The organism is Nocardia yunnanensis (assembly GCF_003626895.1).
In the GTDB taxonomy this organism is placed as follows: Bacteria; Actinomycetota; Actinomycetes; order Mycobacteriales; family Mycobacteriaceae; genus Nocardia; species Nocardia yunnanensis.
Window position 1 is genome coordinate 3,748,526 of record NZ_CP032568.1, and the last position, 22,332, is coordinate 3,770,857.

General features: G+C 69.5%; 21 protein-coding genes, 1 pseudogene and 1 riboswitch. Of the genes and pseudogenes, 15 read left to right on the plus strand and 7 right to left on the minus strand.

The features are described 5' to 3' along the window. Positions 1–81 precede the first annotated feature (81 nt). A riboswitch (M-box (ykoK) riboswitch) is annotated at positions 82–255 on the plus strand. Between the two features lie 219 nt (positions 256–474). From D7D52_RS17465 to D7D52_RS17475, 3 genes are read left to right on the plus strand one after another with little or no spacing between them, the layout of a single operon-like run. Further along, positions 475–1,188, plus strand: a complete 714-nt coding sequence (locus D7D52_RS17465; protein ID WP_120737791.1) for an MgtC/SapB family protein — start codon at positions 475–477, stop codon at positions 1,186–1,188. Then, a complete protein-coding gene (locus D7D52_RS17470; protein WP_187703168.1) occupies positions 1,185–2,924 on the plus strand; it encodes an ABC transporter permease in 1,740 nt (579 codons plus the stop codon). The genes D7D52_RS17465 and D7D52_RS17470 overlap by 4 nt, the downstream gene beginning before the upstream one ends. A gap of 13 nt (positions 2,925–2,937) precedes the next feature. Then, positions 2,938–4,254, plus strand: a complete 1,317-nt coding sequence (locus D7D52_RS17475; RefSeq protein ID WP_120737793.1) for an ABC transporter ATP-binding protein — start codon at positions 2,938–2,940, stop codon at positions 4,252–4,254. Here D7D52_RS17475 and D7D52_RS17480 read toward each other — a convergent pair. The 3 genes from D7D52_RS17480 to D7D52_RS17490 form a co-directional block, all read right to left on the minus strand. Further along, positions 4,240–5,247, minus strand: a complete 1,008-nt coding sequence (locus tag D7D52_RS17480) for an Acg family FMN-binding oxidoreductase (RefSeq protein ID WP_120737795.1) — start codon at positions 5,245–5,247, stop codon at positions 4,240–4,242. The two genes, D7D52_RS17475 and D7D52_RS17480, sit on opposite strands and share 15 nt — an antisense overlap. A gap of 152 nt (positions 5,248–5,399) precedes the next feature. After that, entirely contained in the window at positions 5,400–6,053 is a 654-nt protein-coding gene (locus D7D52_RS17485) for a response regulator transcription factor (RefSeq protein ID WP_120744191.1), read from the minus strand. 103 nt (positions 6,054–6,156) lie between these two features. Continuing rightward, a complete protein-coding gene (locus D7D52_RS17490) occupies positions 6,157–6,921 on the minus strand; it encodes an SDR family NAD(P)-dependent oxidoreductase (protein WP_120737797.1) in 765 nt (254 codons plus the stop codon). 214 nt (positions 6,922–7,135) lie between these two features. Here D7D52_RS17490 and D7D52_RS40340 point away from each other — a divergent pair. The 4 genes and pseudogenes from D7D52_RS40340 to D7D52_RS39890 form a co-directional block, all read left to right on the plus strand. Further along, positions 7,136–7,255 (plus strand): annotated as a pseudogene (locus tag D7D52_RS40340) (hypothetical protein); the annotation flags it as partial. A gap of 58 nt (positions 7,256–7,313) precedes the next feature. Beyond that, positions 7,314–7,748, plus strand: coding sequence for an RDD family protein (locus D7D52_RS17500; protein WP_120744192.1), 435 nt, complete (start codon positions 7,314–7,316; stop codon positions 7,746–7,748). Between the two features lie 26 nt (positions 7,749–7,774). Further along, positions 7,775–8,260 (plus strand): serine hydrolase domain-containing protein, encoded by a 486-nt coding sequence (locus tag D7D52_RS39885; RefSeq protein WP_281279203.1) that lies wholly within the window; start codon positions 7,775–7,777, stop codon positions 8,258–8,260. Continuing rightward, positions 8,257–8,907 carry a serine hydrolase domain-containing protein gene (locus D7D52_RS39890; RefSeq protein ID WP_281279204.1) on the plus strand — a complete coding sequence of 217 codons (651 nt, stop codon included), beginning with the start codon at positions 8,257–8,259 and terminating at the stop codon, positions 8,905–8,907. Before D7D52_RS39885 ends, D7D52_RS39890 begins: the two co-directional genes overlap by 4 nt. A 16-nt stretch (positions 8,908–8,923) precedes the next feature. Here the strand turns inward: D7D52_RS39890 and D7D52_RS17510 are convergent, their stop codons facing one another. After that, positions 8,924–9,730 (minus strand): helix-turn-helix transcriptional regulator, encoded by an 807-nt coding sequence (locus D7D52_RS17510; RefSeq protein WP_246023914.1) that lies wholly within the window; start codon positions 9,728–9,730, stop codon positions 8,924–8,926. Between the two features lie 107 nt (positions 9,731–9,837). Here D7D52_RS17510 and mraY point away from each other — a divergent pair, with 107 nt between their 5' ends. After that, positions 9,838–10,926 (plus strand): phospho-N-acetylmuramoyl-pentapeptide-transferase, encoded by a 1,089-nt coding sequence (gene mraY, locus D7D52_RS17515; protein ID WP_120737801.1) that lies wholly within the window; start codon positions 9,838–9,840, stop codon positions 10,924–10,926. Between the two features lie 62 nt (positions 10,927–10,988). Here the strand turns inward: mraY and D7D52_RS17520 are convergent, their stop codons facing one another. Continuing rightward, positions 10,989–12,569, minus strand: a complete 1,581-nt coding sequence (locus tag D7D52_RS17520; RefSeq protein WP_120744193.1) for a DHA2 family efflux MFS transporter permease subunit — start codon at positions 12,567–12,569, stop codon at positions 10,989–10,991. Positions 12,570–12,991: 422 nt separating this feature from the next. Between D7D52_RS17520 and D7D52_RS17525 the strand changes: the two genes are divergently transcribed. The 6 genes from D7D52_RS17525 to ligA are packed head-to-tail and all read left to right on the plus strand — an operon-like array spanning position 12,992 to position 19,057. Continuing rightward, positions 12,992–13,213, plus strand: a complete 222-nt coding sequence (locus D7D52_RS17525) for a hypothetical protein (RefSeq protein WP_120737803.1) — start codon at positions 12,992–12,994, stop codon at positions 13,211–13,213. Between the two features lie 46 nt (positions 13,214–13,259). Then, the gene (locus D7D52_RS17530) at positions 13,260–14,363 is read left to right on the plus strand and encodes an SPFH domain-containing protein (RefSeq protein ID WP_120737805.1); all 1,104 of its coding nucleotides are present in this window, start codon (positions 13,260–13,262) and stop codon (positions 14,361–14,363) included. A gap of 43 nt (positions 14,364–14,406) precedes the next feature. Next, the gene (locus tag D7D52_RS17535) at positions 14,407–14,802 is read left to right on the plus strand and encodes a cold-shock protein (protein WP_120737807.1); all 396 of its coding nucleotides are present in this window, start codon (positions 14,407–14,409) and stop codon (positions 14,800–14,802) included. 51 nt (positions 14,803–14,853) lie between these two features. Next, a complete protein-coding gene (locus tag D7D52_RS17540; RefSeq protein ID WP_187703169.1) occupies positions 14,854–15,954 on the plus strand; it encodes an ATP-dependent DNA ligase in 1,101 nt (366 codons plus the stop codon). Continuing rightward, complete coding sequence (locus tag D7D52_RS17545; protein WP_120737809.1) at positions 15,951–17,015, plus strand: DNA polymerase domain-containing protein; 1,065 nt, start codon at positions 15,951–15,953, stop codon at positions 17,013–17,015. Before D7D52_RS17540 ends, D7D52_RS17545 begins: the two co-directional genes overlap by 4 nt. A 50-nt stretch (positions 17,016–17,065) precedes the next feature. Next, complete coding sequence (ligA, locus tag D7D52_RS17550; RefSeq protein ID WP_120737811.1) at positions 17,066–19,057, plus strand: NAD-dependent DNA ligase LigA; 1,992 nt, start codon at positions 17,066–17,068, stop codon at positions 19,055–19,057. A gap of 41 nt (positions 19,058–19,098) precedes the next feature. Here the strand turns inward: ligA and D7D52_RS17555 are convergent, their stop codons facing one another. Next, positions 19,099–20,337 carry a serine hydrolase domain-containing protein gene (locus D7D52_RS17555; RefSeq protein ID WP_120744195.1) on the minus strand — a complete coding sequence of 413 codons (1,239 nt, stop codon included), beginning with the start codon at positions 20,335–20,337 and terminating at the stop codon, positions 19,099–19,101. A gap of 145 nt (positions 20,338–20,482) precedes the next feature. Between D7D52_RS17555 and D7D52_RS17560 the strand changes: the two genes are divergently transcribed. After that, on the plus strand, positions 20,483–21,031 hold the full coding sequence (locus D7D52_RS17560) for a YdeI/OmpD-associated family protein (protein WP_120737813.1): 549 nt from the start codon (positions 20,483–20,485) through the stop codon (positions 21,029–21,031). A 425-nt stretch (positions 21,032–21,456) separates the two neighbouring features. Here the strand turns inward: D7D52_RS17560 and D7D52_RS17565 are convergent, their stop codons facing one another. Then, positions 21,457–22,326 (minus strand): LLM class F420-dependent oxidoreductase, encoded by an 870-nt coding sequence (locus D7D52_RS17565; protein ID WP_246024011.1) that lies wholly within the window; start codon positions 22,324–22,326, stop codon positions 21,457–21,459. Between the last annotated feature and the right edge of the window lie 6 nt (positions 22,327–22,332).

The window sequence follows — 22,332 nt, forward strand, 5'->3', positions numbered from 1 at the left end:
CACCGGAATCGTTGCCGCGGTAGCGATCGCGGTCACATCGGGTTGCGGATCGCGGCGGGCGGGTGTTGACTGGTGGCCGCATGGTGCCGTCGTTAGCTGAGGCTCCTTCACGGATACAGGCCGGCGATCCCGAACGTCGAGAGACGCCCCGGATCAGGACAGGTTGCCCCGAGTTAAGGGGTAGCCCCGACCGGCTCCCGCCCGCGGGCGGGTTCACGCCGTGAAGTGCTGAACGTCTTACGAGGGGTGGTACCCGACGCGGCGATCTGGCGCCGTTCCCACTCCCCCGGCATTGTTCTGCGCGCGTGAAGGAGGTGGTGGTCGTGTCCGAGGGACCGTATCGAAGTCCGTTAGCCAATCGTTCACTCGGCGACACCGCCGCGCTCCATCGCCCGCTACCGCCGCGCCGGTAGCGTCCGGATCGGAACGTCCGTTGTGTGGCGTGCGCCGTCTCGTCGTCGTTCGGAGATCGCTATGACCACGTGGGAAATGCTGCTTCGCCTGGGCACCGGTGTCGGGTTGGGCGCGGTGATCGGCTTCGAGCGCCAGTTCCGGGCGCGCATGGCCGGACTGCGCACCAACGCGCTGGTCGCCGCGGGCGCGACCTTGTTCGTGCTGTTGTCGGCGCACGGCTTCCACGGCACCGACGCCGACCCGACTCGGGTTGCGGCGCAGATCGTTTCGGGTATCGGTTTCCTGGGCGCGGGGGTGATCCTGCGCGACGGGTTCAATATCCGCGGCCTCAACACCGCCGCCACCCTGTGGTGCGCGGCCGCGGTGGGCGCGCTGGCGGGTGCGGGCATGTACACGACCGCGGCGGCGGGCACGGTGGCGGTGGTGGTGGTCAACACCGCGCTGCGCACGGTGGCGCGGTCGGTGGATCGCCCGGTCACCGACGGCCCCGAGGCGCAGGTGGCGCTGTATGCGTTCACCGCCGAGACCGACGACGCGCACGAGGCGCATGTGCGCGCGCTGCTGGTGCAGTCGCTCACGCGCACCGATTTTCAGCTCAATTCCATCGCCAGCCACGACACGTCGGCGGGCCGGGTGCAGGTGCGCGCGGAGCTGACCGGCGATCGCCGCGACGATCGGCAGATGGAGGCGGCGGTGAGCCGGTTGAGTCTGGAGCCGTCGGTGACCAGTGTCGGCTGGCGCACGGTGCCCGCGCCGGTGGAGACCGAGCAGTGAGCGCGGCGTTGCGGGCGTATCCCTCGCGGGGTGCGTTGGATCGGCCGCGCTCGCGGTGGGCGGATGTCGCGGTGTTCGCCGCGGCGGCGGTGGTGATCTGGGTCGTGGTGCGGGTCTCGGCGGGCATGCATGTGCCCTTCGACGAGAACGCTGCGCCCGCAACGATTTCCACCGATCCCGCCGAGCTGCCCCACTATGCGGCGCGGTCGCTGCTGCGGATGCTGATCGCACTCGGGCTCTCGATCGTGTTCACCTTCGTCTACGCCACCGCCGCGGCGCGGCTGCCGCGCGCGGAGAAGGTGTTGCTGCCGTTGCTCGACATTCTGCAGTCGGTGCCGATCCTGGGTTTCCTGTCGGTGACGGTGACCGGGTTCATCGCGTTGTTTCCCGGGTCGTCGCTGGGGTTGGAGTGTGCGTCGATCTTCGCGATCTTCACCTCCCAGGCGTGGAACATGACCTTCGCTTTTCACCACAGCCTGGTCTCGCAGCCGCGCGAGCTCGACGAGGCCGCCCGCAATCTGCGCCTGTCGCGCTGGCAGCGGTTCTGGCGCGTCGATGTGCCCTCGGGCATGTTTCCGCTGGTGTGGAACGCGATGATGAGTTTCGGGGGCGGCTGGTTTTTCCTCACCGCCGCCGAGGCGATCAGTGTCAACAACCGGGCTTACACGCTGCCGGGCATCGGCTCGTATGTGGCCGCCGCCAACGCCGAGTCGGCGATCGGCAAGCTGCTGTGGGCGATCGTGGCGATGATCGTGCTGGTGGTGGGGCTGAATGTGGTGTTGTGGCGGCCGCTGACGGTGTGGGCGGAACGCTTCCGGGTCGAAGACAGCGAAGCCGCCGACGCGCCGCGCTCGCTGATGCTGAATCTGTTGCGCCGCAGCCACATTCCCGGGCTGCTGGCCCGCGCGCTGGGGCCGCTGGTGTTTCCGGTGGATCGGGCGATGCGGGTGTTCGGGCTGGCGGAGTATCCGCTGTATGTGCCGCCGGCGCGGCGGCGCGCGGCCGATATCGCGTTCACCGTCGTGGTAAGCGCCGCGGTGGCGGCCGGCGTGATCGCGATGGCCCGCTATATCGCCGACACCGCCGGGTTCGGCGAGGTGGGGCATGCGGCGTGGCTGGGTGCGCTGACGCTGGCGCGGGTGATCGTGTTGCTGGTGGTGGCGACGCTGGTGTGGGTGCCGGTGGGGGTGTGGATCGGGTTGAATCCGCGGGTGTCGCGGCTGGCGCAGCCGATCGTGCAGGTGCTGGCCAGTTTTCCCGCCAACTTCCTGTTCCCGCTGGTGACCGGCGTGCTGGTGGCCACGGGTGCGAGCTTGCAGTGGGCGGCGATCGTGCTGATGGCGTTGGGCGCGCAGTGGTACATCCTGTTCAACGTGATCGCCGGCGCTTCGGCGGTGCCCAACGATCTGCGCGAGGCGGCGGCGAATCTGCGGCTGCCGCGGCGGTTGTGGTGGCGGCGGCTGATCGTGCCGGCCATTTTTCCCAGCTTCGTCACCGGCGCGATCACCGCGGCGGGTGGGGCGTGGAATGCCTCCATCGTCGCCGAGGTCGTCAGCTCCGGGCACACCCGGTTGACCGCGACCGGGTTGGGCGCCTATATCGCCGAGGCCACCGGCGCCGGGGACAGCCCGCGCATTCTCATCGGTGTGCTGGTGATGAGTTGTTTTGTCGTGGGCATCAATCGCGGGTTCTGGCGGCGGCTCTACGGGCTGGCCCAGCGCCGCTACTCGCTCTGATCGGAGGACCTTCATGACCAGCGTCACCACCGGCGAGACCCTGATCGAGTTGCGCGCTATCGACATGTCGTTCACCGGCGCGTCCGGGGAGCCGCTCACTGTGCTCGACCGGGTGAACCTGCGCCTGCGCGAGGGCGAGATCGTGGCGTTGCTGGGCCGTTCGGGTTCGGGCAAATCCACGCTGCTGCGCCTGATCGCGGGTCTGCTGGCGCCGACCAGCGGGCAGGTGATCTATCGGGATCGGCCGTTGCGCGGCACCAATCCCGGTGCGGCACTGGTGTTTCAGTCCTTCGCGTTGATGCCGTGGCTGAGCGTGCAGGACAACGTGGAGCTGGGTTTGGCCGCACGCGGAGTGGCGCCGGCGCTGCGGCGGCGCCGGGCCCTCGAGGCGATCGACCGCATCGGGCTGGACGGTTTCGAAAGCGCCTATCCCAAGGAGCTTTCGGGCGGGATGCGCCAGCGGGTCGGTTTCGCGCGGGCGCTGGTGCTGGAGCCGGATCTGTTGTTGATGGACGAGCCGTTCTCGGCGCTGGATGTGCTGACCGCGGAGAATCTGCGCACCGAACTGGTGAATCTGTGGTCGGCCAAGGACTTTCCGACCAAATGCGTGTGCATCGTGACCCACAACATCGAAGAGGCCGTGCAGTTGGCGGATCGGGTGCTGGTGTTGAGTTCGAATCCGGGGCGCATCATCGCCGAGGTCGACGTCGCGCAGCCGCGCCCGCGCAACCGCCGCGCCCCCGGTTTCCAGGCGCTGGTGGATGAGATCTACGGGCTGCTGACCGGCCGCGACACCGAGACCACCGCGACGCCGGATGAGACGTCGACGCCGTTCGCGGTGCCGCTGCCGGATGCGTCGGTGGGCGGGATCGCGGGTCTGCTCGAGCTGGTGTCGGGCAATGCCGGGCGCGCGGATCTGCCGGTGGTGGCCGACGAACTCAACTTCGAGCTCGATGATCTGATGCCGTTGGTGGACGCGGCGGCGCTGCTGGGTTTTCTGCTCGTGGACGCCGGTGACGTGATGCTGACGACTGTGGGCGCGAACTTCACCCACGCCGACATCCAGGCCAGCAAGGCCATTTTCGCCACCCAGGCGCGCCGGCGCGCGCCGCTGGTGCGCACGGTGTGCTCGGCGTTGATCGGCAGCGGCGATCACAGTGTGCGCGCCGATTTCATCCTGGATCTGCTGAAGCGCGGCTTCTCCGACGAGGACGCGCGCCGGCAATTGCAGCTGGCCATCGAGTGGGGCCGCTATGGCGAGTTGTTCGACTACGACACCGATTCCGGGCGCATCACCGCCGATCCGGCCGCCGACCTACGCGCCGGGTGACCCCTCGCCCTGCGGTGCGTGGGCGCCGCCGGTGTGGTCGGTGAAGACGTCGGCGAGCTCGCGGCGCGGGGTCTCCGGCAGCGGGGCGGCGCTCGCGCGCATCCAGCCGGCACGCACCATGGCTTGAGGATAGCTGCTGTCGCACAACGAGAATCGGATCTCCTCGCGCAGTGCGGGCACGCCCAGCGGCTCGGTCTGAATCGAGGTGCCCAACCGCAGGTCGGTGGCCGCCAGCAGCAGCGCGCTCAGGGTTTCCCCGGCGCGCAGCCGCGCGGTGTCGTCGTCGCGTTCGGTGCACACCACCAGCCATTCCGCGGCGTCGGTGTCGCCGGCGGCGTCCAGCAGCACCGGATCGGTGAATTCCCGGATCGGCAGGGTGTCGGCGGCGCGCACGGGGGCGGCGTTGCGGGCGGGGACGCCGTCGTGGCCGTGGCGGCGCCCGCTCCAGGAGGCCAGCTCGACCTGGTATTGGGCGTCTCCGGCGTGCTGTTCGGCGGCGCGGTGCATGAGTTTGCCCAGTTGTTCGCGCGAGGCGTCGGTGACCGGGCGCACCTGGGCGCCGAAGCGGGCGGCGTAGTCGACCGCGGCGCGCAGATAGCGGCGCGGCACCTGGCTGTTGGCGAAGCGGCGACGGTCGCTGCGGCGCAACAGGATCGCGGCGGTCAGGCAGATGTCGGTGGTGGTAGGGGCGCGCCGCGCCAGGCGGATGGTGGCCAGGTGGTCGGGGTCGTGCGGGTCGGGGGCGTAGGTGACCGCGCTGCCCCAGCCCAGCGCCGAGAGCGCCACGAGCACGTGGTGCAGGGCCGCGCCGCAGCTGAGCATCAGCGCCCGCGACTGCGGGTCGGTGGCGGGCAGGTGGCGGCTGCGGTCGGCGTGCAGGTGCAGTTCGCCGTCGGCTTGGCGCCAACGCCAGGGCTGGGAGTTGTGGACCGAGGGTGCGCGCAGCGCCAAACGCAGTGCGGCGTGGATGGTTTCGGGCCTGGGGTGTGTCATGGTCGCCCTGGGTGTCCTTCCGTACGAGGGGAACTCCCTTCCAGGGTCACCGGATTTGCGAGGGTCGGCATCGATCCGAAAGTCACGAGCATCGGTGACCTCAGGGCATCGGGGCACCCCGGGGCGGATATCTCACGGCCTATCGGAAAAGCTCAGGGCAGGTTGTCCGGTCGCGGCGTCAGGCCCAGGCGCGCGGCCATCGCCGCGGCCTCGGTGCGCCGGCGCAGCCCCAGCTTGCCCAGCAGTTGCGACACGTAGTTCTTGACCGTGCGCTCGGACAAGAACATCCGGTGCGCGATCTGGCGGTTGGTCAGGCCCTCTCCCAGCATGCGCAGCACCTGGATTTCGCGGTCGGTGAGATCGCGCAGTGCGGCGTGGCGCTGGTCACCGGTGCGCACGTCGCGAATCAGCGCGGCGGTGGCCTGCTGGTCGAGCAGCGGACGGCCGTGGGCCACATCGCGGATCGAGGCCAGCAGCTGCGGGCCGCTGACGTCTTTGACCACGAACCCCTGCGCCCCGGCCAGCACCGCGTCGAGCACGGCCTGTTCGTCGGCGAAAGAGGTCAGCATCAGGCAGTGCAGCTCGGGGCGCTGGCGCAGCAGCTCGCGGCACAGCGAGATGCCGTCGCCGTCGGGCAGGCGCACATCCAGCACCGCCACATCCGGGTCGCGCCGCGGCAGCAGCCGCAATGCTTGTTCGCGGGTGGCGGCCTCGCCGACGGTGTGCATGTCCGGTTGCGAGTCGACCAGACACCGCACCCCGACCCGCACCACCTCGTGGTCGTCGACGAGAAAGACCCGGATCATCATCACCGCCGTTCGCCGCCGATCAGGGATGGCTGAAGATCAACTCGCTACTGTCCGGCTACCCGAGCGATCGGCGCTCAAACGACGCCGACGGCGTGACGCGTCACACCATGGCGGTGGCGGCGATCGTGGTCAGGCCGCCGTCGACGCGCAGATCCTGCCCGGTGAGGTAGGCGGCGTCGGCGGAGGCGAGGAAGGCGACCGCGGCCGCGACGTCCTCGCCGCGGCCCAGCCGCCCGGCCGCGACGAGTTCGGCGGCGGCGGTTTGCGCGTCGGGGGCGACCTCGGCGCGGAAGGCGGGGGTGTCGATGAAGCCGGGACTGACGGAGTTGACGCGAATTGCCTTGGGCGCCAATTCGACGGCGAGAGTGCGGGTCAGATTGTGCACGGCGGCCTTGGTGGCCGAATACAAAGCGGTGGCGGGCGCGCCACGATGCACGACGAAGGAGGCGTTGAGCACGATCGCGCCCCCGCCGGCCAGCAGCGGCACGGTGTGCTGCACGGTGAAGAACGCGGCTTTGAAATTGATGTCCACCACCCGGTCGAACTCGTCACCGGCGACCGTCGAAATCGGTTGGAAGGCACCGATTCCGGCGTTGACGAACACCACATCCAGGCGTCCGTGGCGCTCGCGCACGACGCGGGTGAGAGCATCGAGGTCGGCGGGATCGGTGACGTCGGCGGCCACAGCCAGCGCGCGAGACCCGAGCGCGGCCGCGGCGGCGTCGAGGCGAGTCTTGTCGCGGCCGGTGATGACGACATGCGCGCCTTCGTCGAGCAGCCGCTGCGCGGTGGCCAGCCCGATACCGGAGCTGCCGCCGGTGATGAGCGCGATCTTGTCCTGGAAGCGGAAAGCGTTGACTGTCATGGCTCGAGCCTGCCGCCGCCGCGCCGCCGCAACCAGTGCGCAGCGATCGTGGGTGTGCCACCACCCTCGCCCGCGCGGCGGGTGCGCGGATTGCCCCGGCGCGCACGGTTTTTCACGCACGCGATAGCGCGCCGCGCATGACGCGTTATCACCGCATCGCCGGGCAGGATCTGGGCCGGCTGGGTGCCTGAGCGATGGCATCTTCGCGGTGGCGATGACGTTGCTGGTGCTGGAGTTGCATGTGCCGGCCGCTCAGGCGTGGCACGAGCGGGCGGTGTGGTCGCCGGGGGCGGTGTCGAGCGAGCAGCCGGTGTGGCATGCGCTCGTTCATCTCGGGCCGCAGTTGCTGATCTGTCTGCTGGGGTTCGTGACCTTGGGGATGTTCTGGATCGGTGACCGGGGTGCGGGCGGCGGGTATCGGCCCGCGCGCGGTGGCGCGCTTCATCGACTGGATCATCGCCGGTCTCGTGGGCGCGATCGTGTTCTGGCTGTTGAACATCGGCGCCGACTTGCCGGGCTGGGTCGATGTGCTGCCCGGTGCGGGCTTCGGGTTCCTGTATTTCGTGGGCTTCGAGGTGCTCACCGGCGCGACCCCGGGCAAACGCCTGCTGGGCTTGCGGGTCATCGCTGCTGGCGGCGGCGCCAAACCCTCGATCGCCGAATCCGCGAAACGCAACGCCTACATGCTGTTGAACCTGATCCCGTGGATCGGTGGGCTGCTGTGGTTCTGCGCGGCGCTGGCCATCGCGCTCACGGTCTCGGCCAGCTCCACCAAACAGGGTTGGCACGATGTCTTCGCCGGCGGCACCCAGGTCGTGAAGTCCTGAAACCGCTTGTGCCGCATCGTCTGGTCGTGCTCGCGGGTGTGGTGGCGTTGGCGGTGTCGATGCCGGCCTGCGGTGTCGCCGCGCCGGCGCGGGACTCGGTGTCGCAGCAGTTGCGCCGCGACAGCGAGGCGATTCACGCCCTGGGTGTCAGTGGGGTGCAGGCGCGGGTGGTGACCGGTGAGGGCCGCCAGGTCCTCGCTGTCGCCGGCAGCGCCGATCGGCGCAGCGGTGCGGCGGTGTCGGCGCAGGGCTATTTCCGCATGGCCAGCACCGCCAAGACGCTGATCGCCATCGTCGTGCTGCAGTTGGCGGCCGAGGGACGCCTGAGCCTCGACGACACCCTCGCCGGTGCGCTGCCCGCGGTGGTGGCGGGCAGCCCCATCGATGCCGAGCACATCACGGTGCGTCAGCTTCTGCAGCACACCAGCGGAATTCACGACGACCTGCCCGGCTACACCACCGCCGAGGAATACCTCGCCCAACGCCACGAGCTGCACTCCGGCGGGAGTTGATCGCCCGCACCCTGGCACATGCCCCGGATTTCGCGCCGGGTGCGGGCTGGGCGTATTCCAATACCGGGTATCTGCTGTTGGCGATGATCATCGAGCAGCGCACCGGGCGCGCCTGCCACGAGGAGATCCAAGACCGCATCCTGGGGCCGTTGGGATTGGCCGAGACTCGTTGGCTGGGCGCGGCGCCCACACTGCCCGATCCGCACGCCACCGCCTACCAGTTCTTCGGGCCCGGCACCGAAGTCGATGTCACCGACCAGGTGGCGGTGGATGCCGAAACCCTGTCGTGGGTCACCACCACCCGCGACGAGAACACGCTGCTGCGCGCGCTGCTGGGCGGGCAGCTGCTGCCACCACGGCAGCTGGCGGACATGACGGCCACCGTGGCGGTGAGCGCCGAGATGCAACAGCTGTGGCCTGACGGCCGCTACGGGCTGGGACTGGCCGAGCGGCCCTTGGGTTGCGGCGGAAGCTATTTCGGGCACGAGGGCGGGGACGGCGGCTACATCACCCTCAACGGGGTCAGCGCCGACGGCAGCCGCAGCGTGGTCGTGTCGATGTCCGAAGCGCTCGCCGACACTCCCGAGCATGTGCGCGTCCAGGAAGCGGCGGCTTCGGCTCTGGTCGAGCACGCGCTGTGCGGGTGAATCTCGTTGTGCGCGTTCAGGCGGGTGCGGCCAGGCGCAGGGGGGTGAGTTCGGTGAGGCGGGTGGCGGTGTCGGGGTGGGGGTTGTAGAGGACCAGGTGGCGGTCGGGGTGGTCGGCGACGGCGAGGGTGGTGGTGTCGAAGTGCAGGGGTCCGGCGTGGGGGTGCTGCAGTGAGTTGACGGCGTGGGTGGGGGCGCCGACGTCGTGGCGCGACCACAGGGCGGCGAATTCGGGGCTGCGGGTGGTGAGTTCGGCCACGACGGTGGTGAAGCCCGGATCGTCGGGGCGGGTGGCGTAGTCGGCGCGGTAGGCGGCCACGACGGCGGGGGCGGCGGCCGACCAGCTCTCGCGCAGCGCCAGGTAGCGGGGGTTGGTGAAGAAGGTGGTCAGGCAGTTGTGGCCGGGGCCGGTGGCACCGAACACGGCGGTGGCGATGTCGTTGGCGGCCAGGATGTTCCAGTAGCGGTCGCGCAGCACCGCGGGGCGCGGGGACCAGGCGTCGAGCAGGTTGCGCAGCTGCGGGCTCAGCGTGGGGCCGGAGTCGGTGGCGCGGCGGGGCGGGTTGAGTCCGGCGAGGGTGTAGAGGTGGGCGCGTTCGACGGCGTCCAGGCGCAGCGCGGTGGCGAGGGCGTCGAGGACGTCGCTCGAGACGGTGATGTCGCGGCCTTGTTCGAGCCAGGTGTACCAGCTGACCCCGACGCCGGCGAGCAGGGCGAGTTCTTCGCGCCGCAGCCCGGGGGTGCGCCGGCGCCCGGCGGCGGGCAGTCCGGCTTGTTGCGGGGTCAGGCGAGCGCGTCTGTCGCGCAGGAATTCTCGCAACATCTCACGTCGCGTGCGGCCGGTGTCCATGTCTCAGGCCAACACTCACGACCGCCCGAATCGTCCAGGCGCCGGTTAGCATGTGTCCGAATCGGTGTGGAGGGGGTCGGATGCGGCAGATTCTGGTGGCGGCGATGGTGGCGTTGGCGGTGTCGATCGCGGTGACGCCGTTGCTGATTCGGTTGTTTTCCCGCCGCCGGTGGGGACAGCCCATCCGCGCCGACGGCCCGCGCGCGCACCTGGCCAAGCGCGGCACCCCCACCATGGGCGGCATCGCGATCCTGATCGGCATGTGGGCCGGTTACGCGGCGGCGCATCTGGTGAACGGCCACGACGGGGAGACCGGGCCGAGTGCCTCGGGGCTGCTGGTGCTGGGGTTGGCCACCGCGCTGGGCGGCGTCGGGTTCGTCGACGACTACATCAAACTGTCCACCCAGCGCAGCCTGGGGTTGAGCGCGTCGGGCAAGTACGTCGGACAGCTTTCTGCGGCACTGATTTTCGGGGTGCTGGCGTTGCGGTTTCGCGGGGGCGGCGGGTTGACCCCGGGCAGCCGGCAGATCTCGATCGTGCGTGATGTGTCGACGGTGTCGCTGGGTGTGGTGGGTTTTCTGGTGGCCGCGGGGCTGCTGGTGGTGGCGTGGTCGAACGCGGTCAACATCACCGACGGTCTCGACGGGCTGGCGGCGGGCTCGATGGGGTTGACGCTGGGGGCGTATGTGCTGATCACGTTCTGGCAGTACAGCCATTCGTGCGCGGCCAAGGCGGTGCCGGGCTGTTACACGGTGCGTGATCCGCTGGATCTGTCGATCGTGTGCGCGGCGGCGGCGACGGCGTGTGTGGGGTTTCTGTGGTGGAACGCGGCCCCGGCCAAGATCATCATGGGTGATACGGGGGCGCTGGCGCTGGGTGGGCTTTTGGCGGGGTTGTCGATCACCAGCCGCACCGAGTTGCTGATGGTGGCGGTGGGTGCGTTGTTCGTGGCCGAGATCTTGTCGGTGTTGTTGCAGATCGTCATGTTTCGCACCACGCGCACCCGCTTGTTCAAGATGGCGCCGTTTCATCACCATTTCGAGTTGACCGGGTGGGCGGAGACGACGGTGACCATCCGGTTCTGGCTGCTGGCGGCGATCGCGTCGGCGACGGGACTGATCGCCTTCTACGGCGAGCATCTCTCGACCACGGGTGCGCAACTGCCCTGAGAAACCGGTGTGGCCCTCGCGAAGCCGGACTTCGCGAGGGCCACCGGGGTTTTCGTGGGCGGTCAGTGCACGACGACGGGTGCGTCGCCGGCGCCTTGCGGCACAGCGGGTTTGCTGCGCGGCAGGAAGAACGCCGGAATCATACTGGCCGCCAGCAGGCACAGCGCCACCACGAAGGTGTGAGCGAACGCGCGCGCGGCCAGGTCGAAGCCCTCCTGCAGCAGCCCGGCGGGCAGGTGCGCGAGCTGGTCGCTGTAGCGCGAGCCGATGGCGGCGTTGGCCAGGGTGGGATCCGGGGCGCCCGGCGGCAGGGTGACGCCCTTGCTCGACAGGGTGTCGCCGCGGTTGAGCAGGCTGGTCAGCACCACCGAAATGGTGGCGGTGCCGATGGATCCGGAGGTCTGGTTGACGATGTTCATCAGCGTGGAGCCGCGCGCGACCTCGGCGTGGGTGAGGGTCTGGATGGCGGCGGTCATGGTCGGCATCATGGTGCAGCCCATGCCCAAGCCCATCACGAACAGCACCCCGCACAGCAGCGCGTAGGGGGTGTGGGCTTTGACCTGGGTCAAAAACGCCATCGACACCGCCATGACGGTGATGCCGGTGAGCACGATCTTGCCGGGCCCGATCTTGTCGACCAGGCGTCCGGCGATCGGCATGGTCAGCATCGCGCCCAAGCCCTGCGGGGCGATGAGCAGTCCGGCCATGAGCGTGGATTCCCCGCGCACCTGTTGCAGATACGACGGCAGCAGCAGCCCGGAGCCGAAGAACGCCATCGCGAACAGGGTCATGGTCAGCACCGCGAAGCGCAGCGATTTGTTCTTGAACAGTCGCAGTTCGATGAGCGGGTGTTCGGTGCGCAGCGCGTGGTAGACGAACCCGATCAGCAGGCCCGCGCCGATGAGGGCGGGCACGAGCACCTTGGCCGATTTCACGGTGCCTTCCCCGGGGATGGAGGACACGCCGTAGAGGAATGCCGCCAGGCCGGGTGAGGCCAGCAGCATGCCCACGAAGTCGAAGGTCTGCGAGGGTTCGGGGTTGTCGCGCGGGAACACGATGAACGCCAGCGCGAGGGCGATGATGCCGATGGGCAGGTTGATCAGGAAGATCCAGTGCCAGGAGAACGAGTCGATGAGCCAGCCGCCGAGGATGGGTCCCATGATGGGGCCCAGCAGCATCGGCACGCCCAGCACGGCCATGACGCGGCCGATGCGTTGCGGGCCGGCGGCGTGGGTCATGATCGTCATGCCCAGCGGCATGAGCATGCCGCCGCCGAGGCCCTGCACGACGCGGAAGGCGATGAGCGACTCGATGTTCCAGGCCGTGGAGCACAGCACCGAGCCGAGCACGAAGAACACCAGCGCCATCATGTAGAGGCGTTTGGTGCCGAAGCGGTCGGCGGCCCAGCCGGTCAGCGGGATGACGGTGGCCAGGGCGAGGGTGTAGCCGGTCATCGACCAGGCGGCGATGGCGTAGGTGGTGTCGAAGTCGTGCTGGAAGGTGGGGATCGCGACGGTCACGACCGTCACGTCCAGGATCGACATGATGGCGCCGAGCACCACGACACCCGCGATTTTCAGTACGCCGATGTCCAGTTTGTCGCCGGCGGAATCGGCCGCCGCAGTATCCGGAGGGGTGGTCACCGCTTCAGCCTGCCAGCCGGTCGGTGACGAATCCAGCACATATTGATAAAGGCGCGCGACGGCATCGCCGCAGCCACCCGGGCCCGCTCCGCGCGGTGCGCGCCGGGGTTGCCGCCCCGGCCACCGCGCTCGCGGCGGCCGGCGTGCCGCTCGCACGGGCGGCCACCCGCAGGGCGCGTGAATCCTTGTGGTGCACAGTGGATCTGGTGCCGGAATCGGCGATCGGACGAGGGCTGCGCGCACTGCTCACGGGGAATCCTCTCGGGGGATACGGAGTGTCGCCTTCGAGCCGCCACCGATCATACCGAGCGGTAGCAATTGTTGGGCAATGTGTCGGCGTCCCAACCCGATCGCGCCCGCGCGTAGGCTGGGGCGTCTCGGCACTGGTCCGATCAGTGCTGCCGGCGAGGAGTTCACGCGCGATGACCGACCCCGTGGTGGGCTTGACCGGTACGCTGACCTCGCCGATCCGGGGCGCGGGAACCCTCGGGGAGGTGCTGGTCGCCATTCGAGGGGGAACCGAGCTCTACATCGCCCGCGCCGAGGAGCCCCTCGCGATCGGCACCACCGTGCTCGTCGTGGCCGCGTATCCCGGTCGCGTGGTCGATGTTGTTGCGTGGATACCGCTTCCGGGCGATCGATAGATCGTGTAGCGCACTCGAGCGTTCCCATCAGGAGAGGCAGACATCGATGCTCGGATATCACGTTCCGGCCCCCGACCAGGCCATGCTGGTCTCCGGCGGCCGCGGCGGCAAGGACAACGCCCCGTTTCGGGTGATCATCGGCCATGGCGCGTTCGTGCTGCCGCTGTTTCGCAAGGTGCGGTATCTGTCGCTGGCCATGTTCGAGGCCGAGATCGGCGAGCGGTGTGTCACCAAGCAGGCCATCCAGCTGGATGTGCGGGCGGTCATCGCGTTCAAGGTCGCCAACGACACCCAGTCGATCGTCAATGCGGCGCAACGGTTCCTGTCCGAGCAGGAGCGCGAGATGAGCGTGCTGACCGGGCGCATCTTCTCCGGGCATCTGCGCTCGATCGTGGGGTCGATGACGGTGGAGGAGATCATCCGCGAACGGCAGAAGCTCGCCGACGAGGTGCTGGTGGCCTCGAAGGTGGAGATGAGCAATATCGGGCTGTGGGTGGACTCGTTCCAGATCCAGCACATCGACGACGGCAACCTCGGCTACATCGCGGCCCTGGCCGCCCCGCACAATGCCGCCGTGCAGCGTGACGCCTCGATCGCCCAGGCCGCCGCCGCACAGCTCGCGGCGCAGGCCGAGCAGGAGTCCCAGCGCAAGCAGGCCGAATACCAGCGCGAGACCGCGATCCTCAAGGCGCAGTACCAGCGCGATATCGACAAGGCCAATGCCGAAGCGGCACAGGCGGGTCCGCTCGCGCAAGCCAACGCGCTGCAGGAGGTGCTCACCGCCCAGGCCGAGCAGGCGCGCAAGCAGGCCGAGCTGCGTGAGCAGCAGCTCCAAGCCGAAGTCGTCAAACCCGCTCTGGCAGAGGCGGAACGGGTACGCATCCTGGCCGAGGCCGAGGCCGATCGCACGCGTATCCAGGCCGAGGCGGCGGCCTCGAACAACCGGATCGCGTTGGATCAGCTGCTGATCGAGCAGTTGCCCGAGATCGTCAAGCAGTCCTCGATCGGGCTGTCGAACGCGAACCTGACCGTGCTCAACGGCCCCGACGGGGTCAGCGAGATCGTCAACGGGATGGTCGGCCAGGGCTTGACGGTGTTCAATTCGTTGCAAAAGGCACTTTCTTCCAACAATGATCAACCCGCGGACTAGAGTGACCGCGAGAGGGACGCGGCGACGAGGAGCGGGTGTTTAGGTGTCCATCGGGAAATTGGTGTCGTTCGACAGCTCTCGGGGTTTCGGGTTCATTCGTCCGGAGGATGGCGGGCCGGATGTGTTCGTGCACGTCAACGACATCGGGCTGGACGAGGACGAGCTGCGCCAGGGGCGGGTGTTCGAATTCGACGTGACCGAGGGCGATCGCGGCCCCAAGGCGATCAACCTGGCGTTGGTGGCCGGGCAGAACGCCGCGCCGCCGCGGCACAAGAACAAGGAGCATCGCGGGGCCGGGTCGCTGAGCGCGGCCGAGCATCGGCGGCTGATCACGGAGTTGCTGTTGGACGCGTCGCCGCAGTTGACGGCCGCGGAGATCATCACCATCCGCGATCGGCTCACCGCGTTCGCCGATCAGCACGGGTGGCTGGAAAACTGACCGGTTCGCATTACGATCGGGTGCGGGTCCACCGCGAACCGAGGAGGTCGTGTGCAACTGCCCGTCATGCCGCCGGTCAAACCGATGCTGGCCAAATCCGTTTCCGAGCTGCCGCGCGAGGCCGGGCTGCTGTATGAGCCGAAGTGGGATGGGTTTCGCTGCATCGTGTTTCGCGACGGCGACGAGATCGAGCTGGGCTCCCGCAACGACCGGCCCCTGACCCGGTATTTCCCCGAACTGGTGCAACTGCTGGGTCAGGCGCTGCCTCCGCGCTGCGTGGTCGACGGCGAGATCGTGGTGGTCACCGAGGCCGGCCTGGATTTCGACACGTTGCAAAACCGGCTGCATCCGGCCGCGTCGCGGGTGGCGAAACTGGCGGTGGAGACGCCGGCGAGTTTCGTCGGCTTCGATCTGCTGGCGCTCGGCGACGACGATTTGACCGAGCGGCCCTTCGCCGAGCGGCGGCGGCTGCTGGAAACGGTGCTCGACGGCCGGTTCTCGCGCACGCATCTGACCCCGATCACCGCCGAGCCCGACACCGCCGCGGACTGGTTCACCCGCTTCGAGGGCGCCGGGTTCGACGGGGTGATGGCCAAGGCCGCGGATCTGCCGTATCTGCAGGACAAACGGGTGATGCTCAAGATCAAGCACGAGCGCACCGCCGACTGCGTGGTCGCCGGGTTCCGCTGGCACAAGGACGGGCAGGGCGTGGGGTCGCTGCTGCTGGGGTTGTTCGACGACGAGGGCCATCTGCATCATGTCGGGGTGGCCAGCTCCTTCACCGCGGCCCGGCGCAAGGAATTGGTGAGCGAGCTGGAACCGTTGCGCCACAACGCTTTGGAGCATCATCCGTGGCGTTCGTGGGCGGACGCGGCGGCGCAGGCCAAGGCCGAGGGCAAGATGCCCGGCGGGGTGAGCCGCTGGACCGGCGGCAAGGATCTGTCGTGGGAGGCGTTGCGCCCGGAGCTGGTGGCCGAGGTGCGCTACGAGCATGTGATGGCCGGGCGGTTGCGCCACGGCGGGCGGCTGGTGCGTTTCCGCACCGACCGGACCCCCGAATCGTGTACCTACGCCCAGCTCGACGAGGTCGCCCCCGCGGAGCTGGCCGATATTTTCGCCGAGGCGCGCGCAGCCAAGGAGAGCAGCCGGTGAGCGAGTCGCTGGACCTCGAGGTCGACGGGCACACCGTCACCATCACCAACCCGGACAAGGTGTATTTCACCAAACGTGGTGAGACCAAACGAGATCTGGTCGACTACTACCTGGCGGTGGCCGAGCCGATCATGCGCACCATCGGCGGGCGCCCGGTGCTGCTGGAACGCTATCCCGACGGCGCGTCGGGCAAGTCGTGGTTTCAAAAACGGGTCCCCAAATCGGTGCCGGACTGGTTGCAGACCACGGTCGTGTCCACCCCCAACGGCACCACCAGCGACGCGCTGGTGGCCGTGGACATGGCGCACATCCTGTGGGCGGTCAACCTGGGCTGCTTGGGTTTTCACGTCTGGCCCACCCACGCCGGCGCGGAGGCGGCCTCGACGTTCCCGCCGGTGCACGACGCCGCGGGCACGGTGCTGCCGCCCACCGGTGTCACCGACGAGCTGCGCATCGATCTGGATCCCTCCCCCGGCATCGGGTTCGAGCAGCTGCGCGCGGCGGCGTTCGCGGTGCGCGCGCTGTGCGAGGAACTGGGCATCGACGTGCGGGTCAAGACATCGGGGTCGCGCGGGCTGCACCTGTATGCGCTGTTGCGGCCGGAATGGGACGGCTATCAGGTGCGCGCGGCGGCGGTGGCGTTGGCGCGCGAGCTCGAACGCCGCCATCCCGAGCAGATCACCGCGGCGTGGTGGAAGGAAGAACGCGGGTCGCGGGTGTTCGTCGATTTCAACCAGAATGCGCCGCACAAAACGGTTTTCGGCGCGTGGTGTGTGCGCCCGAAGGTCGGCGCGCAGGTTTCGACGCCGGTGTCGTGGGAGGCGCTCGAGGCGATCGTGCCCGACGAGCTGACGATCGCCACCGTGCCGGCGCGGGTCGCCGAACTCGGTGATCCGTGGGCGGATCGGGCGCCGCAATCGATCGCGGTGTTGCTCGAGATGTCGGACAAGGACATGGCGGCGGGGCTGATGGACGCGCCCTGGCCGCCGGTGTACCCGAAGATGCCCAACGAGCCGCCGCGGGTGCAGCCGTCCAAGGCGCGCAAGGACTCCGGCGACTGAAACCCCCGGTGCGCGGGCGATGTCGGTGCGGGTCGGTAGCGTCTGGGGGTGTGGACACTGGGGAACGCATCCAACAGCTCGCCGACCGCATCGTGGCGTTGCGGGCGGCCTACTATCAGGGCGTGCCGCTGGTCGCCGACGCCGACTACGACGCGGTCGAAGACGAGCTGCGGGCGCTGATCGCCGCGCATCCCGCGCTGGCGCCGCAGCCCAATCCGCTCGAGCAGGTGGGTGCGCCGGGAGTGCTGCACGCACCCATCCGGCATTCGCGCCCGATGCTGTCACTCGAGAAGGCCACCACGCCCGAGCAGGTCGCGGCGTTCTTCGCCCGCTTTCCCGGCCAGCCGGTGGTGGTGATGCCCAAGCTCGACGGGTTGTCGCTGGCGCTGGTGTTCGAAGACGGCCGCCTGGCGCGGGCGATCACTCGCGGCGACGGCACCACCGGTGACGATGTGACGATGCTGGTGCGCGCCCTGGTCGACGGCGTGCCCGAACGCATTCCCGCGCCCGGGCGGGTGGAGGTGCGCGGGGAGGCGGTGATGTTGCGTTCGACCTTCGCCGCCTACAACCTCGCGCATCCGGACAAGCCGTTGATCAACCCGCGCAACGCCGCGGCGGGCACTCTGCGGGCCAAGGATCCCGCGACGGTGGCCGAACGGCGGTTGCGATTCTTCGGTTTCGATCTGGACTCCGATCCCGATTCGGCGGCCGTCGACCTCGAGGAGGGGTTGGCGGCGTTGGGGATCGCGGGTGCGGCGATGCGTCACTGCGCCGACGCCGCGCAGGCGCAGGCCGCGATCGCCGCGATCGAGGCCGGGCGCAACGAGCTCGATTATGACCTGGACGGTGCGGTGTTGCGGCTGGCGGATCGAGACGCGTACGCGGCGGCGGGAACTCGCTCGAATTCCCCGCGCGGCGCGCTGGCGTTCAAGTTCGCCGCCGAGGAGAAGACCACCCTGTTGCGGGAGGTCGTCTGGGATGTCGGCAAGACCGGCAAGATCGTGCCGGTGGCCTGGCTCGAGCCGGTGTTCGTCGGCGGCACCACCGTCACCAAGGCGACACTGGCCAATCAGGAGGTCATCCGCGCCCGCGACATCAAGATCGGTGACACGGTGCTGGTGCGCCGCGCCGGGGATGTGATCCCGTTCGTGGCCGGGGTGCTCGATGCCGCCGCCCGCACCGGCGCCGAGCGGGAGATCGTGGCGCCGAGCGCGTGCCCCTCGTGCGGGCAGCCGGTCACCGAACAGGGCAACAGCCGGGAGTTGTTCTGCACCAACGTGTCCTGTCCCGCGCAGACGGTGCGGCGGCTGATTCACTGGGCCTCGCGCGCCGCGGCGGATATCGACGCGATCGGCGGGGTGTGGATCGAGCGGCTGGCCGAGGCGGGGATGCTGGAGAACCCGTCGGACTTCTATGGTCTGACCAAGCAGCGGCTGCTGGAATTCGACCGCATCGGTGAGGTGTCCGCGCAGCGGATGATCGATTCGATCGACGCCAGCCGCGAGGTCGGCTTGCGGCGGGCATTGATCGGGCTGGCCATTCCGATGGCCTCCGACGGGACCGCGGCCCGGCTGGCGCGCGCGGGTTTCACCAGTTTGGAGGAGGTCGCCGGCGCCGGCGAGGAGCGCCTGGTGGCGGTGGAGGACATCGGCCCGAAGGTCGCGGCGTCGCTGTCGGCGCATCTGGCGCGGTTGCGCCCGGAGCTCGAGCGGCTGCGCGCGGCGGGGGTGAATTTGGATGTGCGCGAGGAGGATCTGCCCCCTCAGGTGGCGGCCGGCGCGCCGCTCGAGGGCAAGACCGTCGTGATCACCGGCGCCCTGGCCGACCCCCGCTCGGGTGAGAAGGTGGCGCGCCCGACCTTTCAGCGGCTGTGCGAAAAGGCCGGTGCCACCACGGCTTCCTCGGTGTCGGGCACCACCGACCTGCTCATCACCGGGGCGGGCGTGGGCGAGGCCAAACTGGCCAAGGCCGAAAAACTCGGTGTCGAAGTGGTGGATCAGTCCGAGATCTGGGCGCTGCTGATCGCGGCGAACCTCACCTAGATTCCCCGGCCCCGACTGCACGTGGGACGGGGCGCGCGTGGTCAGGCGGCGGTGTCGAGGGGGGTGGCCGCGGGCCGGGCAGGGCGGCGGGCAGCCCGCAGGATCAAGTGCAGCAACGGAACAGCGAAGGTTTGGTCCAGGGCGCTCCAGGCCAGTGACATCCGGTTGTGGACGAAGCCGACGGCGATGCCCGAGCGCGGGTCGGCCCACCCGGTGGAGCCGAAGGCGCCCATGTGGCCGTAGCCGCGGGGAGCGCGCGCGGCGGGCAGGCTGTGATATCCCAAGTGCCACAGGGGAACCAGCAGGCTGTGATCGAGGCGGTAGGTGCGCACCCGTTCGAGTTCGCGCACGGTCACAGGCGACAGGAACGCCCGCCCGTCGACGCGGCCGTCGCAGGCCAGGGCGCTGTACATTCTGGCAAGCGCGCTCGCGGTGCACACGGCGTTGCCCGCGGGCAGGGCGGTGGCCAGGATGGCGGGCTGCGGACCGCGGAAGATCGATTCCAGGCCGGGGACGTACAGCGCCGACAGCGGGTCGCGCACCAGGCGCGGCAGCCGCGGCACCAGCGCGGCCACCGGCGCCGGAATGCTGCGTTCGGCAAGGTCTTTGACCGAGCCGACCAGCTCCGCGCCGACGGTGCGGGAGCCCAGCGGCGGGCGGCCCAGGTGGATGCCGTCGACGCCGAGGGGTTCGGCGATCTCGCTGCGATACAGCGCGGCCATGTCGCGGCCGGTGATCGCGTGCGCCAGCCCGCTCATCAGCCAGCCGATGGTCAGCGCGTGATAGATCGGCACGCCCAGCAGATGATCGGGTGCGGCGGCGGCCAGGCGCTGTTGCATGAGTTCGTGATCGAGCACCTCGGCGGCGGTGGTGGCCGGCAGCGCCGACAGGCCCGCACGGTGGCTGAGCAGCTGCGCGACGGTGATGCGGGCCTTGCCGTTGGCGGCGAATTCCGGCCAGTACTCGGCCACGGGTGCGGCGTAGTCGAGCAGGCCGCGGTCGGCCAGCCGGTGCAGCACGGTGGCCGAGACACCTTTGGACGCGGAGTAGATCATCGCGCCGGTGTCGGCGCTCCACGGGGTATCGGCGGTATCGGAGGCGCCGGCCCACACGTCGACGACCGGCTCGCCGTGCTGGTAGACCGACAGCGCGCCGCCGATCCCGCGGCGGCCGGCGAACAGGCGGGCGAAAGTTCGTACGGCGGACGCGAATCGGGGGTCGGCGGTGCCGCTCACCCCGGCGGGCAGTCCGGCTGCGGCGGCGGAGCTGATGGTCGTCATCGATTCACGGTAACCGGGCGGCACCACCCCCGACAATACGTGTCTGGGACAATTTTCGGGATCGGTTCGAGGGACTGGGACTGCGCGAACGGACCGCTGCGCGCAGGGCCGCCCGCATGTCGGTGCCCTCTGTAACAGTGGGGACATGGACCCTGTGGCATTCGCGGACGCGGCCGCTTTCGACGCCTGGCTGGCAGCCAATCACGCGCGCGAGCACGGCGTGTGGATCCTGATGGCGAAAAAAGGGTCGGGGATCGCGTCGCTCAGCGAGGACGAGGCGGTCGACGTGGGGTTGTGCTGGGGGTGGATCTCCGGGCAGCGCAAGGGTTTCGACGCCCAGCACTATCTGCAGAAATATGTGCCGCGCCGCCCCCGCAGCCACTGGTCGCAGGTCAATGTCGACAAGGTCGCCCGGCTCACCGCCGCCGGGCGCATGCGCCCGCCCGGACAAGCCGAAGTCGACGCCGCCCGCGCCGACGGCCGATGGGCAGCCGCCTATCCCCCACAATCGGATTTCACCGCCCCCGCGGACCTGGTGGCGGCGCTGGCAGCCCACCCGCACGCCCGCGCCGCCTACCACGCCCTCGACCGCACCCACCAGTACGCGATCGTGCTCGAGCTGTATCGCGCCCGAACCCCGACCACACGGGCCGCACGCCTGGCCAAAGCCCTCGCCGCACTCGAATCCTCTTGACACCGGCCGAGTTCGGTCGCGACCGGCAGTGGCGGGTGGTCGCCCACGCCATCAGCGGACCGGTCCTGCGCGTGAGAACCCCTACCACGCGCGCCTCGCACCTGGCCCTGACAACGCTTACGCCGAATTCACCGTCAACGACGTGGGTGGTGGCACCGGACAGAGCTGTGTGCTCATCCATCTGTAGCGACAACGTCAAGATCCTGGCGGCACTCGAATCCTCCTGAAATCAGCCATATTCGGTCGCCGGCTCGCAGGTATCGAGGCCGCTGCCGGGCCGCCACCCGCCGCATCGCCGAGATAGTGGTCGGAGTGGGACCGCGGTACCCACCCCCGCCAGACCGAGATCCGCCGGTGCTCACCCCGCCGGATCTCGGTCTGGTGGGGTGAGCACCGGCGGGGCAGCTGTCCGGCGTAGGTCTTGTTCAGCCCAGGTGCTGCGCCAGGATCGGTGCGAGGGTGCGCAGCGCTGCCTGCGGGTCGTCGCCGAGGACCTGCACCGCCACATGGTCGGCGCCGGCGCGCGCATGCTCGGCCAGCCGTTCGGCGATCTGGGTGGCGCTGCCGTGGGCGACGACGGCGTCGACGAAGCGGTCGCTGCCGGGTTCGGTGAGGTCGGCGTCGTCGAAATCGAAGCGGCGCAGGTTGTTCACGTAGTTGGTCAGGCCCAGATAGAACCCGGCGCGCTCACGGCCGACGCCGCGCGCGCGCACCGCATCGGTGTCGAGCACGACCTTGTGTTCGACCGCCAGCAGCGCCTCGGGCCCGAGGATGCCACGCAGTTCGGCGGTGTGTTCGGGCACGGTCAGATACGGCAGCGCACCGGCGCTGCGATCGCGGGCCAGCCGCGCCACCCGCGGACCCAGCGCGGCCAGGGCGCGCCCGTGCTGGGGGACGCCGCGCGCATCGAGGACATCCAGGTAATGGGTCAGCGCGTCATAGGGTTTGGTGTAGGCGTCGGTGTGCTCGCGATGGCCGGCCCCGATACCCAGCAGGAACCGGCCCGGGAACTTCTCCTCGAGCCGCAGGAAGCTCTCGGCGGCCGTCTCGGGCGCGCTGGCCCACACGTTCACGATGCTCGGCGCCACCACCAGGGATTCGGTGGCGGCCAGCAGTTGCTCGTAGCCCTCCCAGTCCGCCGGCGGCGACCCGCCCAGCCACACCGTCCCGTACCCGAGCTCTTCGAGCTCCCGCGCCGAGCTCGCGCCGGCCTGCGAATAGTGCTGCCAGACACCGAATTTTCCCAAGTGGTCGAATCCCATACCGCCCAGCAACCACACAACCCCGGCCAGCATTCCCGG